This window comes from Actinoplanes philippinensis (assembly GCF_900113015.1).
Lineage (GTDB): Bacteria > Actinomycetota > Actinomycetes > Mycobacteriales > Micromonosporaceae > Actinoplanes > Actinoplanes philippinensis.
Genome location: NZ_FONV01000001.1, coordinates 62,007 through 77,675 on the forward strand (window position 1 = coordinate 62,007; position 15,669 = coordinate 77,675).

Annotated in this window: 15 protein-coding genes; 12 read left to right on the forward strand and 3 right to left on the reverse strand. The window is 70.9% G+C overall.

The features are described 5' to 3' along the window. Window positions 1-4 precede the first annotated feature (4 nt). A complete protein-coding gene (locus BM290_RS00295) occupies window positions 5-733 on the reverse strand; it encodes a hypothetical protein (RefSeq protein WP_093608725.1) in 729 nt (242 codons plus the stop codon). Window positions 734-796: 63 nt separating this feature from the next. Between BM290_RS00295 and BM290_RS46975 the strand changes: the two genes are divergently transcribed. Genes BM290_RS46975 through BM290_RS00305 form a run of 3 tightly spaced genes read left to right on the forward strand, consistent with a single transcriptional unit; the run spans window position 797 to window position 2,573 of the window. Then, window positions 797-1,015: a hypothetical protein gene (locus tag BM290_RS46975; RefSeq protein WP_143133545.1), complete on the forward strand. Its 219-nt coding sequence runs from the start codon at window positions 797-799 to the stop codon at window positions 1,013-1,015. Further along, window positions 1,012-1,563 carry a SigE family RNA polymerase sigma factor gene (locus BM290_RS00300; protein WP_093608727.1) on the forward strand — a complete coding sequence of 184 codons (552 nt, stop codon included), beginning with the start codon at window positions 1,012-1,014 and terminating at the stop codon, window positions 1,561-1,563. The genes BM290_RS46975 and BM290_RS00300 overlap by 4 nt, the downstream gene beginning before the upstream one ends. After that, complete coding sequence (locus tag BM290_RS00305) at window positions 1,563-2,573, forward strand: hypothetical protein (RefSeq protein WP_143133546.1); 1,011 nt, start codon at window positions 1,563-1,565, stop codon at window positions 2,571-2,573. Before BM290_RS00300 ends, BM290_RS00305 begins: the two co-directional genes overlap by 1 nt. A gap of 45 nt (window positions 2,574-2,618) precedes the next feature. Here the strand turns inward: BM290_RS00305 and BM290_RS00310 are convergent, their stop codons facing one another. After that, window positions 2,619-3,242, reverse strand: a complete 624-nt coding sequence (locus tag BM290_RS00310; RefSeq protein WP_093608731.1) for a carbonic anhydrase — start codon at window positions 3,240-3,242, stop codon at window positions 2,619-2,621. Window positions 3,243-3,448: 206 nt separating this feature from the next. Here BM290_RS00310 and BM290_RS00315 point away from each other — a divergent pair, with 206 nt between their 5' ends. The 3 genes from BM290_RS00315 to BM290_RS00325 are packed head-to-tail and all read left to right on the forward strand — an operon-like array spanning window position 3,449 to window position 8,372. Beyond that, entirely contained in the window at window positions 3,449-5,557 is a 2,109-nt protein-coding gene (locus tag BM290_RS00315) for a methyl-accepting chemotaxis protein (protein ID WP_093608733.1), read from the forward strand. After that, window positions 5,554-7,038: a chemotaxis protein CheW gene (locus tag BM290_RS00320; protein WP_093608735.1), complete on the forward strand. Its 1,485-nt coding sequence runs from the start codon at window positions 5,554-5,556 to the stop codon at window positions 7,036-7,038. The genes BM290_RS00315 and BM290_RS00320 overlap by 4 nt, the downstream gene beginning before the upstream one ends. A 53-nt stretch (window positions 7,039-7,091) precedes the next feature. Further along, on the forward strand, window positions 7,092-8,372 hold the full coding sequence (locus BM290_RS00325; protein WP_093608737.1) for an MFS transporter: 1,281 nt from the start codon (window positions 7,092-7,094) through the stop codon (window positions 8,370-8,372). A gap of 19 nt (window positions 8,373-8,391) precedes the next feature. Here the strand turns inward: BM290_RS00325 and BM290_RS47990 are convergent, their stop codons facing one another. Next, a complete protein-coding gene (locus BM290_RS47990; RefSeq protein WP_177319521.1) occupies window positions 8,392-8,565 on the reverse strand; it encodes a hypothetical protein in 174 nt (57 codons plus the stop codon). 147 nt (window positions 8,566-8,712) lie between these two features. Here BM290_RS47990 and BM290_RS00330 point away from each other — a divergent pair, with 147 nt between their 5' ends. The 6 genes from BM290_RS00330 (at window position 8,713) to BM290_RS00355 (ending at window position 15,648) form a co-directional block, all read left to right on the forward strand. Next, entirely contained in the window at window positions 8,713-10,269 is a 1,557-nt protein-coding gene (locus BM290_RS00330) for a GGDEF domain-containing protein (RefSeq protein WP_143133547.1), read from the forward strand. 317 nt (window positions 10,270-10,586) lie between these two features. Next, a complete protein-coding gene (locus BM290_RS00335; protein ID WP_143133548.1) occupies window positions 10,587-11,717 on the forward strand; it encodes a hypothetical protein in 1,131 nt (376 codons plus the stop codon). Continuing rightward, entirely contained in the window at window positions 11,707-14,103 is a 2,397-nt protein-coding gene (locus BM290_RS00340) for a sensor histidine kinase (protein ID WP_093608743.1), read from the forward strand. The genes BM290_RS00335 and BM290_RS00340 overlap by 11 nt, the downstream gene beginning before the upstream one ends. 33 nt (window positions 14,104-14,136) lie before the next feature. Then, window positions 14,137-14,586, forward strand: a complete 450-nt coding sequence (locus BM290_RS00345) for a roadblock/LC7 domain-containing protein (RefSeq protein WP_203779150.1) — start codon at window positions 14,137-14,139, stop codon at window positions 14,584-14,586. Further along, window positions 14,583-15,050, forward strand: a complete 468-nt coding sequence (locus tag BM290_RS00350; RefSeq protein ID WP_093608745.1) for a DUF742 domain-containing protein — start codon at window positions 14,583-14,585, stop codon at window positions 15,048-15,050. The genes BM290_RS00345 and BM290_RS00350 overlap by 4 nt, the downstream gene beginning before the upstream one ends. Beyond that, the gene (locus tag BM290_RS00355; RefSeq protein ID WP_093608747.1) at window positions 15,028-15,648 is read left to right on the forward strand and encodes a GTP-binding protein; all 621 of its coding nucleotides are present in this window, start codon (window positions 15,028-15,030) and stop codon (window positions 15,646-15,648) included. Before BM290_RS00350 ends, BM290_RS00355 begins: the two co-directional genes overlap by 23 nt. Window positions 15,649-15,669: the final 21 nt, after the last annotated feature.

Consider the following 15,669-nt stretch of genomic DNA (forward strand, 5'->3'; position numbering starts at 1 on the left):
CCGCTCACTTGAGGCGGGCGACCGTGCGCCCGGAGAGGTCGATGATGAACTCGCCGGCACTGAGGAACCGGCCGTCGGCGGTCGCCACGATCAGCTGGACACAACGGTTCCGGCCGCATTTCTCGGCGCCTTTGTCGGCGGGCCCGGCCGTGTAGACGTGTGCGGTGGGGACCAGTCCCTCGATGCCGTTCAGCGCCTTTCCGGTCGCGGCCCGGTAGGACTCCTCGAGGGTGTCGCCGGCCGGGTCGGCGATCAGCAGTTCGAGAGCGGTCCGCGACTCCTGCTCGGACGCGGGCGGCTGCATGCCGGCGGCGGAGAACGAGTTGACGAGCTTGCCGGCTTTCAGGTCGACGACCTGTTTGAACAGCTTCTCGGACCGGTAGTCGTAGAAGTACAGCTCGGCTTCCCGGCCGCCGGCCTCGGGGTCCACCTCGGCCGACAGGTACTCCGGTCCGGCCTTCCCGGTCACGTCCTCGGCGTCCGCGGCGAGCTGCGGGGTCAGCGCGATGGCGCGGGCCCGCTGGACCTCACTGCTGGTCAGCGCGTCGTTCCCACTGCCGGTGGCGGCTTCCGGGACGGGCTGCGGGTCGGACACCGTGGCCCGTTCGGCGGCGACCGTCGGGGTGGGCGTGGCCGGTGCGGCGTTCGCCTGCCACGAGGCGACACCGAACGCCGTGACCGCCGAGGCCGTCGCGACGCCGAGGCCCCAGCCCCATTTTCTGTGATGAATCACGTTCCGCCTTCCTCTGCCGATTGACAGTTCGGCGGGACCCTACGGAAGCGGAATGAGATTCCTGTGAAGACGACGTCGACGTTCTTCGAATCAGAATGGGTCCGCCCAAGGAAAATGCTGGTCATCATGACGACCAATGTCCGGACACCCGCGAAAGATTTATTTTCGGCCTCGGAGACCGGTATCCACGACGATTACCGCCGGCTCCGTGACGACGACGGCGGGACGAACGTGCCGGCGCTTCTCAACCTTTGTGCCGCCGGCTACGTCTACCCAGCATGAAGATCAGACGCCGCCGTCACAGCGACGAGACGTTCATCGACTTCGTGGCGCAGCGTTCTGGACGGCTCGTCGCGCACGCGGAGCTGCTCTGCGGCAACCACGAGCAGGCGCGCGACATCGTCCAGACGGTGCTCGTCCGCGCCTACCAGCGATGGCGGCACATCGAGCACGACGATCCCTACGGGTACGTGCACCGTGCCGTGACCAACGCGGTCACCGACTGGTGGCGTACCGCCCATCAGCGTCACGAACAGCCGGTCGGCGACGTGCCCGACCTGCCCGCCACCGCGGAGAACACCGTCGAGGACCGCGGGGCGCTGCTCGCCGCCCTCGATCGGCTGACCATCCGGGAGCGGACCATCGTGGTGCTGCGTTACCTGGACGACTGCTCGGAGCGGGACACCGCCGAGGCCCTCGGGGTCAGCCTCGGCACGGTCAAGTCCACCTGCTCGCGCGCCCTCCGCAAGCTGCGAGTCGTCCTCTCCGACGAGACGCCGTCCCCGGGGGACGGCGGCGCCGGACCGATCACCGCCCGATGGAGCCACTGATGCCCACTCACGATCACCTGAGGACAGCTATGAACGAGATGGCCCGATCCACCGAGCCGCTGCCCCCGGCCGCCGTGCTGCAGGTCGCCCGCCGCGTCCGCCGCAACCGCCGGCTGGTGGCCGCCGCCGTGACGGCGGCCGCGGTCGTGCTGGTGACGACCGGGGTGGCCGTGCTGACTCCCGGAGACAAGAAGGACGCCCTGCCGCCGGCGGCCACCGGCGACGCGATGCAGGCGCTGCACGACTCGGTGGCCGGCCTGGCCGACGGCGACTACACGTTCAGCCGGACCGGCGCGGACATGGTCGCCGACATCCGCCGCGCCGCGGTGCACCTGCCGGACAGCGTGCTGGTCGAGCACACCGACACGTACATGCTGCTGCGGACCGGATCCGGTTACTACCTGCGCTACCTGATCTACGGGAACCCCGAGCAGCGCGAGGCGTTCCGCACGTACTTCCGCCAGCACGGCAGCGGGCCCGAGCTCCAGGCGGCCGAGAAGATCTTCGACCAGCTGGACGGCACGAGGTGGGTACGCGCCGACGAGAAGAAGGTGACCGCGGCCGCCGCCGACGAGTCGCTGAGCCACCTGGACGTGATGGCCACGCTGCCGACGACGAGCCAGCCCGACGCCACCGGAGCGGTCGCTCTGGTCGGCGCGGTGACGACCGCGCAGCGCTCCGGCGACGTCATCACCGGGACGCTCGACGGCACCCGGAAGGACCCGATCATCGAGCAGCTCTTCTCCGACCCGACCTACCTATACGGGGTCGGTGCCCGGACGCTGCCGTTCCGGGCGACCCTCGACGACCAGGGCCGGCTCACCGAGTTCACGGTCACGATGCCCGAGCAGCGGATGGCCTCGCAGCCGGCCGACCCGATCGAGCCGGAGGCGCCGCTGACGATCCGGATCTCCGACTACGGCCGGACCGCCGTACAGCCGCCACCGGCGCAGACCGACGGCGAGTTGCCCGCCGACGCGTACGAGATGCTCGCCAACGACAACGACTGATCAGCGCGCCGGCGCCTCAGTCGCGCTGAGGCGCCGGCCGCCGGATCACACCGGCAACAGCTGCCGCAACGGGACGGCCTCGGTGACCCGTCCGGAACTGAGCGAGTACCGCGTGGGCGTCACCGTCAGCCGGCCGGCGCGGACCGCGTCGGCGATCAGGGCCGACCGTTCGGACAGCAGCTCCGCGGTGTGGCACGCATGCTGCTCGACCGTCTCCTCGAAGGTCCCGGCGCCGGCCAGCCGGGCCCGCACCACGTCCGGGGCGATCCGCTCGGCCACCTCGCGGATGCTGCCGGGCGGCACCATGCCCTGATCGACCATGGCGATCGCCGCGGCCACGGCGCCGCACCCGTCGTGACCGACGATCACGATCGAGGGTACGGCCAGGATCTGCACCGCGTATTCGATCGAGCCGAGGACCGCGGAGTCGACGACGTGCCCGGCCGTGCGAACCACGAAGAGGTCGCCCAGCCCCTGGTCGAAGAGGATCTCGACCGGCACTCGCGAGTCGGCGCAGCCGAGCACGATCGCGGACGGCGCCTGGGAGCCGACCAGCTCCGACCGGCGCTCCGGGCTCCGGCGCACCTGGGCGTTGCTGCGTCCCTCGACATAACGCGCGTTGCCGGCCTGCAGCATCGCCCACGGCGATCGGTTGTCGTGTGTCGGCATGGGGACTCCTGACTGAGAAGGACTGAGGACGCCGGTTCCCGACGGCCCGCTCCGGCCGTGAAGGTCGGCACGTGGCCGCCAGAAGTGAGGACATCCGCCATACGTCGGACTTCCGGCCGCCGGGTGCTGCGCCACGCGGATTTCCTTCACCGCCGCCACCCACGGCCGAATTACGGGCACGTTCAGTACGAGGATGCGGAGAGTGCATGCCCAGTTCCAGGGTCAATCCGACCGAGGCCGACGACCACCAGGCCCTCCTTCGCCAGGCGGAGGACGACCGAGGCAAGGTGGCAGCCCTCAACCGGTCACAGGCAGTGATCGAGTTCGACTTGACGGGCACGATCCTGGACGCCAACGAGAACCTGCTCGCGACCATGGGCTACACCCGTGAGGAGGTGGTCGGGCAGCACCACCGGATGTTCATGCCGGAGCGTGAGGGGCACAGCGCCGAGTACCGCGAGTTCTGGCGGGCCCTCGGCGCCGGCGAGTTCCAGGCCGGGGTGTACACGCGGGTGGCCAAGGACGGCCGGCTGGTCTGGTTGCGAGCGACGTACAACCCGATCCTCGGCACCGACGGCAAGCCGGTGAAGGTGGTCAAGTTCGCCACCGACATCACCGCCGACCGGCAGCGGACCGCCGAGTTCGAGGGCAAGATCGCCGCGGTCAGCCGGTCCCGGGCGATGATCGAGTTCGACCTGGACGGCACGATCCTGGACGCGAATCAGAACTTCCTCGACACCATGGGCTACGCCCTCGACGAGATCGTCGGTCGGCACCACCGCATGTTCATGCCGGCGGGCACGAGCGACCAGCCCGACTACATCGACTTCTGGAAGAAGCTGACGCGCGGCGAGTTCGTCTCCGGCGAGTTCAAGCGGATGGCCAAGGGTGGCCGGGAGGTGTGGCTGCTGGCCTCGTACAACCCGGTGCTCGGCGCGGACGGCAAGCCGTTCAAGGTCTTCAAGTTCGCCGCGGACATCACCGAGGAACAACACCGCACCGCCGAGTTCGAGGGCAAGCTGGCCGCGATCGGCCGGTCCCAGGCGGTCATCGAGTTCGACCTGGACGGCACCATCCGTACCGCGAACCAGAACTTCCTCGACACCATGGGCTACAGCCTCGACGAGATCGTCGGGCACCACCACCGGATGTTCGTCGACCCGGCCGAGGCCTCCGGAGCGGGCTATCTGCTGCTGTGGGAGCGGCTGGCCCGCGGCGAGTTCCAGGGCGGGGAGTACAAGCGCATCACCAAGGACGGCGAGGACGTGTGGCTGCAGGCCACCTACAACCCGATCCTGGACGCGGACGGCCGGCCGGCGAAGGTGATCAAGTTCGCCATCGACGTCACGGCCGCGAAACGGCGCACCGCCGAGTTCGAGGGCAAGGACACCGCGATCAGCCTCGCCCAGGCGGTCATCGAGTTCGACCTCGACGGCAACATCCTCGCCGCCAACGACAACTTCCAGCGGACCGTGGGATACACCGCACGGGAGCTGGTCGGCCAGCACCACTCGACGCTGTGCCCGCCGGAGTACATCGTCTCGCCCGAGTACCGCGACTTCTGGCACCGGCTGGCCGCCGGCGAGATCCACAGCGGCCGGTTCCAGCGAGTCGGCAAGTACGGCCGGGAGGTGTGGATCCGGGCCAGTTACATCCCGATCCGGGACCTGCACGACAACGTCTACAAGGTCGTCAAGTACGCCTACGACATCACCGACCAGGTCGTGCTGGAGCACCAGCTGGCCAGCAAGACCCGCGACATGAAGACCTCGGTGACCGCGCTCACCGCGGCGATCGACGAGATCACCGAGGCCGCCACGCAGGCCACCACGCTGGCCGACACCACTCACCACAACGCCCAGGAGGGTTACGAGGAGCTGCGCAAGTCGATCGACGCGATCGAGCTGATCCAGAAGTCGTCGGAGCAGATCGCGGCGATCGTCACGGTGATCGGCGAGATCGCCGGGCAGACCAATCTGCTCGCCTTCAACGCCTCCATCGAGGCCGCCCGCGCCGGTGAGCACGGCATCGGCTTCTCCGTCGTCGCCGGCGAGGTCCGCAAACTGGCCGAGCGGTCCTCCGCCGCCGCGCGGGAGATCACTCAGCTGATCCACGAGTCGGCCAGCCGGGTGAGTCAGGGCGCGACCGTCAGCCAGCGCGCGCAGAGTTCCTTCGGGCACATCCTGGCCAACGTCGCCGAGACGAGCGACACCATCCGCCGGATCGCCGCCTCGACGGAGGAGCAGCAGACGGTGTCGCACCAGGTGGCCGAGCTGATCAACGAGCTGGTCAGCAGCAACAGCGATCAGTCGTGAGCACGGCCGCGGTCTCCACCCTCTACGGCGTCTTCCGCACCGGCGAACTGCGCATGGCGTTGCCTCTGGAGGAACTCCGGGAGGTCATCGTCCGGCCATCCGAGTTCAGTGCGCTGCCCTCCGCGGGCCCCGGGCTGCTCGGGGCGGTCAACCTGCGTCACACGGTGATCCCGGTGATCGATCCGTGCCTGCTCGCCGGGCGGCCCTCCGCGGTGGAGACGGGCGAGGTCATCATCGTCGTCTCCAGCGAGGGACGGCTGTTCGGACTGCTCGCCGACGCCATCGAGGGTTCCACCCACGTCGCGGCCGAGTCTCTGCTCGCGGTACGGATGGGCGGGGGCGGGCCGGCCCTGTTCTCGCACACCTTCGAGCGCGCCGACGACCAGGCGGTCATCGCGCTGCTGGACGCCGCCACCATCGTGGACATGCCCGGCATCCCCGCCATCGCGGATCCGGCACAGCGTTCCGCCGCGAGCGAGACCGTCCGGGGGCAACGGCAGGGACCCCGCCGTACCCTGCTGATGTTCGAGTGCGACGGCACCGGCCTGTCCATCGACGTCACCCATGTGCATTCGGTCGTGCCCGACCTCCGCCTGCATTCCTCGCCGCTGGACGGCCCGATCTGCCGGGGGGTGGCGCACCTCGACGGCCACGCCGTCCCCGCCATCGATCCGCTCGCACTGCTCGGTCTGCCCGGGCAGACGGCGTCGGGCGCTCGCCGCGGTGTCGTGGTCTCCCTGCCCCGGGGGCTCATCGTGCTCACCGCGACCGACGTCACCGAGATCTCCACCGTGCCCGCGGAGGACATCCTGGCGGTCCCCGCGGTGACGAGCCCCGACCGCGCTCTGCTGGCCGGGCTGCTCACCACCGACGGGCGGCAGCATCTGGTCCTGGACGGCCGGGCGCTGCGGGAGACCGGCGACCTCGCCGCCTTCGGCACGCTGAACATCCGGCTGGACCCGCACGCCGCAGACAACGGCCCGCCGCCACCCGGCGCCGCGGACCGGGACGAGCACCGGGTCGTCACGAGCGTCCGCAAGTTCCTCACCTACCACGCCGGGATGGACGCCGCCACGCCGCTGGAGCAGATCGACGAGATCCTCCCCTTCCCCGCCGTCCGGCTCAGCCTCGACGGCGGGTCGGTGATCGGCATGTTCACCCACCGTCGTAAGACGATCCCGCTGGTCAATCTCCCTGCCCTGCTCGGGCGCGAACACACGCCGGCACCGGACGCCGACCGGGTTCTCCTGGTGACCCTCACCGGCGACACGACCGTCGGGCTCGTGGTGCCCGACCTGCGGGCCATCGAGCAGTCGGTCTGGGAGGAGCCGGAGACCGCCGTCGGTGGCGGCCGGGACCGGCGGCTGGTCAGCATCGGGACACCCGAGGACAATCGGCTCCTGCCGTACGTCGACCTGGTCGCCCTCGCCGCCGAGCACTTCGCGGGGGAGAAGGCCGGCGCGGGAGGGAGCCGGCTCTGAGGCCCCGCCGAAAATGAGGCGACAGACGGGTGCCGGGTCCGGAGACTTGCCGGGTGAGTCCGAGCGCCGTCCTGCGTCACCTGCGTCCCCCGTCCCCGCTGGCCGGGCGGCTGTCCGTGCAGTCGTTGCTGTTCGCGCTCGGCGAGGGCGCGTTCATGACCGGCTCGGCGGTGTTCTTCACCCAGATCGTCGGGCTGACGGCGGCGCAGGTCGGGCTGGGCCTGACCTGCGCCGGGGTCGCCGCGTTCCTGGCCGCGCTGCCGATGGGCAAGCTGGTCGACCGGTTCGGGCCGAAACGGATGTGGGCGGTCAGCGCGGCGGGGCAGGCGGCGATGTTCGGGCTGTGGCCGTTCATCACCGACTTCCGCGGGTTCGTGGCGATGGCCGTCGGCATGGAGGTCATCGGCGCGCTGGGCCAGGCGGCGCACGGGGCGTACACGATCGACGTCCTGCCGCCCGACGAGCGGGTGCGGTCGCGGGCCTACATGTACTCGTCGCTCAACCTGGGTTTCACGCTGGGCTCGCTCACCGGCGGCATCGCGCTGGCGTTCCACTCCAACGACGTGCTGCACGCGCTGCCCTGGTTCACCACCGTGGTCTTCCTGGTCAACGCGGCCGCGGTCACCCGGCTGCCGCGGGCCGCGCACGACAACCGCACCCCGGCGCAGCGCCGGACCAGGATTCCCGGGCCGGGTCCGCTGCGTAATCCGGGCTGGCTGCTCACCACGTTCTTCGGCGGGGTGTTCTGGACCAACCAGGTGCTGCTCAACACGGTGATCCCGCTGTGGCTGGTGGAGAAGACCGACGCGCCGCGGGTGCTGCTGGCCTTCCTGTTCGCCACGAACACGGTGATGTGCATCTTCCTGCCGATGGCGGCGGCGCGCGGTGTCGACGGGCTGTCCACCGCGCTGCGGGCGGTCCGGGTCTCGTCGGTCTTCTTCGTGATCTCCTGCCTGATCACGCTCGCCACCCACGACACCGTCGGCTGGATCACGATCGCGCTGGTCTGGCTGGGGCACGTCACGGTGACCGGGGCCGAGCTCTACCTGTCGGCCGCCGACTGGACGTTCGAGGCGGAGCTGATGGACCCGCGCCAGCGGGGCGCCTACCAGGGGACGGCGAACCTGAGCGCCACGCTCGGCAAGGTGTGGGCGCCGGCGGTGTACACGTTCCTGGCGATGAACTGGGGCGCCACCGGCTGGCTGGTGATCGCCGGCATCATCGTCGCGGCCACGATCGGGATCCACCCGTCGACCCGGCTGGCCCGGCGGTTCCTGGAGAGGCACGTCCCGGCCGAGGACCTGGCCGACGCCCGGGTCGCCAGCGGGGTGTGAGCAGGGGTGTCCCCGGTGTTCAGCGGGCCGGCCGGCTGACCTGACGGGTGGCCGTCCGCGCCGGGACCGGCGCCGGGGAGCCGTTGAGCAGCTCCAACAGCGGCTCCCACAGCGCCCGGATGTCCGGCTCGGGCATCCGCTCGGTGCCGGTGGCGGTGGTGGCGGTCTTGGTGAGCTGCGTCGAAGAAGTCATGCGAGAAGCATGGGCGCGCCGTCTCTGCACAGCCTCAAGCCGGGATCAGGGGTCGGGCAAGCCCCCGGCGGCCGTCGCGGCTCAGGAGTCACGGCGACCGGTCGAAGGGACAGACGGCAGGGATCGTCGAGGCGAGAGGCCTGTCCCTTGACCGGGAGCAAGCTGGTGGCCGCCCAGGCCGCGATCTGGGCCGCGACGATGACCGGCGTCGTGGCGTCGGCGGGCGCGGGGGCGGACTCGGTCGCGCGGATCGCCGGCCCGGGCATGCTCTGGTTCGACGTCGTCGCGGTGATCTTCGGAGTACGGGCCTCACGTGTGCCGGGCATCGACCGGCTCACCCGCCGCTTCTCGTGGGTGATGACCGCGGCGCTGTGCCTGACCCTCGGTGTCTCGCTCACCTTCGCGGTGACCGGCACCAAGGCGTTCCCGCAGGTCGGCGATGTCCTGCACATCGCCGTCATGCTCCTGCTCTTCGTGGCGATGGTGCTGGCCCCGGTGCGCACGATGGCCCGGCGCGAGGCGTGGAAGACACTGCTCGACGCCGGCACCGTGGTGCTCGGCGCGTCGATGCTGCTCTGGTACCTGGTGATCGGGCCGTCGATGGAGACCTCGCAGGTGTCGGCCGGGCTGGTGCTCGCGGCGGCCTGTTATCCGGTCGCCGACCTGCTCGTGCTGTTCGGGCTGGCGCGGGTGCTGCTGCGTGGCACCGGGCAGATCTCCCGCCGCGCGCTCGCGATGATCGGCGGCGCCACCGTCACCATCCTGATCGGCGACGTGCGGCTCGGGTACTCGCAGGCGCACGTCGAGGTCTTCGAGCGCACGGCGTTCGACTTCGGGGTGTGGCTCACCTGCCATTTCCTGGTGGCGTGCGCCGGGATCGAGTTGTGGCGGCAGGCGGTCCTGCCGGTCGCGGTGGTCGATCCCGGCCGGCGAGGGGTGGGCGGCAAGCTGCCGTTCCTGGGCATCGGCCTGGGTTACGGGCTGCTCGCCGCGGCGGCGCTGCGGGAGAGCCGGGTGTTTCCGTGGGCCGGCCTGGTCCTGGGCGGGGCCGGCATCACCGGCCTGGTGGTGCTGCGGCAGCTGGTGGTGCAGGAGGAGATCACCGAGACCGCCGAGACCGATCCGCTGACCGGCCTGGCGAACCGGGCCCGGCTGCACGACGAGCTGTCGCGCGCCCTGCGCCGGTCGGCGCGTGCGGGCCGGAGCATCGCCGTGCTGCTGGTCGACCTCAACGGCTTCAAACGGATCAACGACACGCTGGGGCATCAGGTCGGCGACGGCCTTCTGGTCGCGGTCGCGACGGCGATGCGAGGCGCGGTACGCGACGACGACCTGGTGGGCCGGCTGGGCGGCGACGAGTTCGCCGTCCTGGTGCGCCCGGTCGACGGCGAGGCGGACGCGGTGGCCGTGGCCGAGCGGGTGAGCCAGGCCATCACCGGCCCGTTCATCGTCGCCGGCCGGCCGATGAGCGCGTCGGCGAGCATCGGCCTGGCGGTCAGCGAGCCGGACGAGGTCACGCCGGACGGACTGCTGCACCGCGCCGACACCGCCATGTACGACCTGAAGCGGCGGGGCAGCGGGTGGCAGGCGTGGCGGCCCGGCCTGGCCTCGGACGCCACGGCCACGCCGGACGAGGATCCGCCGGCCCGGCGGGAGCCTGATCATTCTCGGACGGCCGATGGGCACGACGACGCCCGCCGATGACGTCGGGCCACCGCCGGCAGCCGCCGCTCCCCCGGATCGGCCGTGATTCTCGCTCCGGAGTGTCTTCGCAGGTGGTTTCAGGGAGAGTGCGCCACCGTACGCCTCCCCTGATCTCTTGAAAAGTGACTAAGCTCACCAGTAGCCGAACGTTTTCATCTACCGGCCAATGCGCGGTGACAATCGGTCGAGTTGCCGTCACTCCATGCGGTCTCGTAGTCGTACGTTCACTCGACGAACCCGTGCGGCCGCCCCGGACCGGAACTGTTCAAGGGCAACGCCGGTGTTCGTTTCCGATGCTGTCCGGAGAGCGAGTGATGATGACCGTCAGGGCACACCAGCACCAGCGCGGCCGCCCGATCAGCGCCGCGGCACGGCTGCTCCTTCCGATTCTGCTGGCCATGTCGGTGACGGCACTGTTCGTCATGGTGTGGCAGTCGGTCGACGAGCAGTCCCGCTTCGCCTCGCTCGAACGCGACGGCATCCGGTACATCCAGGAGCTGGGACCGTTGGAGATCGCGCTCACCAACGCCGGCACCGCGGCCCTCGGAGACGACCCGGCGGCCCCCGCGGACCTGGGACGGGCCGTCGCCGCGGTCGCCGCGGTGGACCGGGATCTCGGCGAGCGGCTGAGCGCCCAGGACCGCTGGGCCGGGCTGCGCGCCAAGATCGAGGCTCTGCCGGCCGACGGCACCGATCAGGAGATCATCGCCGCCTACGGCACTGTCAACGACCTGCTGCTGGCGCTGATGGACAAGGTCCGCAACAGCTCCCAGCTGGTGCGTGACCCGAGCGCCGACCTCTTCTACCTCGGCGACGGCGCCGCGCAGGAGCTTCCGGAGAGCATCGTCGCGGCGTCCCGGTACACCAACCTGCTGCTGACGCTGTCCAAGCTGCCCGCCTCCGAGCGGCCCGCGGCGCTGATCGAGATCAACACCGAGGCGTCCGGCCTGGCCAGCAACGCCCGTGACCTCTCCGACGACATCCGGCTCGCCGTGGAGGAGTCCGGCACCCAGGGGCTGGGCAGCGCGCTGCTGAGCCGGCTCGACCGTTACAACCGGGCCGTGGACAACCTGCTGCCGCTGGCCTCCGCACGCAACGGCGTCAACACCGAGCAGGTCACCCTGGCCCGCGGCGAGTTGCAGACCGCCGCCGCCGAACTGTCCGCCGCCCTGCTGACCCAGATCGGCCTCGGCCTCGACGACCGGATCTCCACGCTCGACCAGCGCCGTCTGACGGCGATCGGCATCCTGGTGGTCTCCGTGCTGGCGGCCCTGATCCCGGTCGGACTGTCCCTGGCGGGCCGGATCCGGCGGACCCGGGCCGCACGGAACTCCGGCACACCGGGCCACGCCCCGGCGCACGCCCCGGCCGGCGCCTGGCCCGGCCCCGACTCGCGGCCGGAGGCCGGCCAGGACCAGACGCTGCGGAGGCGGATCAGTGTTCCTTAGCCGGCTCCGTATCCGCGCCAAGCTGACCCTTCTGGTCCTGATCCCACTGGCCGCGATGATCGCCCTGGTGATCCCGACGGTCCGCGGCCTGGTGGCCGACGCCGAGAAGGCCGACGGCGTCAACACGGTCGTCAGCATCGCCGGACGGGTCGGCCCGCTCCTGGAGGACCTGCAGCGCGAGCGGCTGCTGTCGATCGGCTACCTGCTCGACGTGGTCGGCGAGGACGACGTGGCCCTGCAGACCGCCGCAGTGACCGACCGGGTGCGCGACGTTCAGCGGGACGTGGGCGACCTGTTGCCCGCCGAGTTGCGTGACGACATCGCCGCACTGGACGGGCTGGAGGACATCCGGCAGAAGGTGCGCGAGCGCACCGTGGGACCGGTCGGCGTGATCACGGCCTTCGACCCCGTGCTCGAGAAGATCATCGAGTCGCTCGCGCTCGACGCCGACGCCGACGCCGGGACCTCCACCGGCCGGCAGCTGATCGCCCTGGACGCCCTGCTGCGGCTGGACGAGGAGGGCAACGAGCGCAGCGTTCTGCTCGCGATGATGGCCGCCGGCGACGTCGAGCGGCTCGCTGTCGAGTACCGCGAGGTGGGCGCCCGGTTCAAGACCTTCACCGAGCGGTTCGACGCCTTCGCCGAGCCGGACCAGCGCGAACTCAACGACCTGGCGATCAAGGCCCTGCAGGACCGCCTGAGCACCGACTTCGACGCCCGTTTCGCCCTGGACCCGGAACGGACGATGGCCACGCAGCCGCTGGCCACGTTGTTCCCGAAACTACGGTCGTTGAGCGCGGTCGGCGGTTTCGCCAAGAAGCGGATCGTCGACGACGTGACCGCGGCGGTCGCCGACCAGCGAAGGCAGCAGCTGACCATCGCGTACGGCATGGGCGCCCTGGTGCTCCTGGTGCTGCTCGCCGTCCTGGCCCTGGTCGCGCTGGTGGCCCGGGCGGTGGCGGTGCCGCTGACCCGGCTCAGCCGCGCGGCCGAACGGGTCGCCGAGGCCGGCGAGACCGAGCTGCAGCGGATCGCCGACGACGAGACGGAGACGGTCGAGCCGGTGCACCTGGAAGTGCTCGACCTGGACTCGCAGGACGAGATCGGCGACCTGGCACGGGTCTTCGCCCGGGTGCAGACCACGGCGACACAGCTGGTGGAACGTCAGGTTCTCAGCCGGCGCAACGTGGCGGAGATGTTCGGCCACATCGGACGGCGTACCCAGAACCTCGTCGGCGGCCAGGTCGACCTGATCGACGAGCTGGAGAACGAGGAGACCGACCCGGACCGGCTGGCCAAGCTGTACCGGCTGGACCACATCTCCAACCGGCTGCGCCGCAGCGCCGACAGCCTCGTCGTGATCTCCGGGGCCGAGCGGGAGGAGAGCCACTCCACCCCGGTCCGGCTGATCGACACGGTGCGCCTGGCCCTGGCCGAGATCGAGGAGTACACCCGCGTCGACGTGAACGTCCCGCTCGATCTGCTGGTGGCGCCCTCCCTGGTCAGCGACATGGTGCTGATCTGCGGCGAGTTGCTGGAGAACGCGACCACGTTCTCGCCGCCGCACACCCGGGTGACGGTCAGCGCCCGCGCCGTGCCCGGTGGCGCCCAGCTGACCATCGCCGACCACGGCATCGGCATGCTCGACGACCGGCTCGACGAGGAGAACGCCCGGATCGCCCGGCGGGAACGGCTCGACCTGGTGCCGACCCAGGTGCTCGGCCTGTTCGTGGTGGGCCGGCTGGCCCGGCGGCACGGCATGGCCGTCGAGCTGTCGCACACCCCGGGCGGCGGTGTCACCGTGCAGGTGAGCATCAGCAGCGCGCTGCTCGCCGGCGACATGCTGGCCAGCGAGCTGCTGGTCAGCGAGCAGATCCCGGTCCGGGCGCCGGTCGCCGTCGAATGGGCGACTCCGCAGTCCGCACCGCCGATGATGCCGCCGGTCACCGTTCCCGCCGGGCCCGCCCCGAGCGCGTACCGCCCGGATCCGGTGCCGTACGTCGACGGCGGCCGGCGGCCCAACGTGCGGGAGGCGATCTCGCGGGTCAGTGACGTGATGAGCGATCCGCTGACCTGGAACGGCTTCGACGTGGCGCCGCAGTTGCCGGCCGCCCCGCCGGTCGTGCAGATGCCGCCTCCGGCAACCACTCCACCGGTCGCGCCGCCCTCACCGGCGGCCCCGTCCTCACCGGCGGCCCCGTCCTCACCGAACGGCCTGCGGCGCCGGGTCCCCGGGTCGCACCTGTCCGCGGAGCCCGCCGATCGGCCGGCCATCGCCGCGCAACTGACCGACACCGACGCGGACGCCGCCCGCCTCCTCGTCGAACAGCTCGAGTCGGGTGTGGCCCGTGCGCTTCACGACAACACCATCCCCTACCGACAGTGAAGATTCTCCACCGACAGTGAAGAAGGCACCACCATGGACACCATCCACACGCACCACGGCACCATGGATCTCAGCGCCGAGGTGAAGACCTTCAACTGGCTTCTCGGATCGTTCGCCACCCGGACGTCCGGGGTGCAGGAGGCCGTCGTGGTCTCCTCGGACGGCCTGCTCATGGCACGGTCGTCGAAACGGGACCGGGCCGACTCCGACCGTCTCGCGGCGGTGGTGTGCGGCATGGTCAGCCTGGCCGCCGGCGCCTCCGAATGGTACCGGCTGGGCGGCCTGAACCGGGTCGTGGTGGACATCGCCGAGGGCTATCTGGTGATCACCACGATCAGCCGGGGCTCGCAGCTGGGCGTCGTGGCGAGCCGGTCGGCGAACCTGGGCACCGTGGCCTACGAGATGACCCTCTTCGGTGCCCGGGCCGGCGCGTCGCTCACGCCCGGGTTGATCGCCGAGTTGAAGAGCGCAGCCCAGAGTTGAACGACGACCCGCGCGGCACACCGGGTCCCGAACCGATCGGGAGAATCCCCCCGTACCTGCGGGCCAATCCGTCCGGCGCCACGCCGGCCGGGTCCCCGAGCCGGCAGCAGCCCGGCCAGGCGTCGCTGCGGCCGTTCGTCCTGACGGCCGGCCGGGTCAACGCCGTCGACCGTGAGATCGACCTCGAGACCCAGGTCACCCTCCGGCCGTACGACCCACGGGCGGGCCGGCCGCCGCTGGCCTCGCTCGGGCCGGAGATGCAGGCGATCGTCGAGCTGTGCATCGACCCGATCTCGGTCGCCGAGATCTCGGCCCGCCTCCGCCTGCACCTGGGCGTCACCAAGATCCTCGTCGCCGACCTGCGCGCCGCCGGATATCTCGACGTGCACGTCACGGACACCCTGAGCCCGCTGTCCTCCGACACCATCCTGCGAGTGATGCATGGACTACGCGCACTTTCCTGACGCCCCGGTGGCCGGCGGATACGCCCCGCCCCGGGAGGGGCCACCGATCCCGGTCAAGATCATCGTGGCCGGCGGCTTCGGCGTCGGCAAGACGACCACCGTCGGCACGATCTCCGAGATCGCCCCGCTGACCACCGAGGCCGAGATGACCGCGGTGGCCATCGGCGTCGACCGGCCCCGCGACCGGAGTGAGAAGACGACCACCACGGTCGCCATGGACTTCGGCTGCGTGACCATCGACCGGAGCCTGAAGCTCTACCTGTTCGGCACGCCGGGGCAGGACCGCTTCGGCTTCATGTGGGACAGCATGGTCCGCGGCGCCCTCGGCGCGCTGGTCGTGGTGGACAGCTCCCGGCTCGACGACTGCTTCCAGGCGGTCGACTACTTCGAGCGGGCCGGGCTGCCGTTCGCCGTCGCGGTCAACGAGTTTCACGGGCACATCGCGCACGACCTCACCGAGGTGCGGTGGGCGCTCGCCGTCAACGACCGGGTGCCGATCGCCACCTTCGACGCCCGCAAGCGCGCCTCGGTACGGGACGCGCTGCTGCTGGTCCTCGAACAGGCGCTGGACAAGGCCGCACGGGCGGAGGCACGGTGACGCCGACGGGCGGTGGCCGGC

Coding starts and splice junctions, on each gene's coding strand:
- BM290_RS00310 (WP_093608731.1), bottom strand. CDS start 3,242: ATGCCGACACACGACAACCGATCGCCGTGGGCGATGCTGCAGGCCGGC.
- BM290_RS00335 (WP_143133548.1), top strand. CDS start 10,587: ATGACCGTCAGGGCACACCAGCACCAGCGCGGCCGCCCGATCAGCGCC.
- BM290_RS00305 (WP_143133546.1), top strand. CDS start 1,563: ATGCCCACTCACGATCACCTGAGGACAGCTATGAACGAGATGGCCCGA.
- BM290_RS00345 (WP_203779150.1), top strand. CDS start 14,137: ATGGACACCATCCACACGCACCACGGCACCATGGATCTCAGCGCCGAG.
- BM290_RS00315 (WP_093608733.1), top strand. CDS start 3,449: ATGCCCAGTTCCAGGGTCAATCCGACCGAGGCCGACGACCACCAGGCC.
- BM290_RS47990 (WP_177319521.1), bottom strand. CDS start 8,565: ATGACTTCTTCGACGCAGCTCACCAAGACCGCCACCACCGCCACCGGC.
- BM290_RS00355 (WP_093608747.1), top strand. CDS start 15,028: ATGGACTACGCGCACTTTCCTGACGCCCCGGTGGCCGGCGGATACGCC.
- BM290_RS00300 (WP_093608727.1), top strand. CDS start 1,012: ATGAAGATCAGACGCCGCCGTCACAGCGACGAGACGTTCATCGACTTC.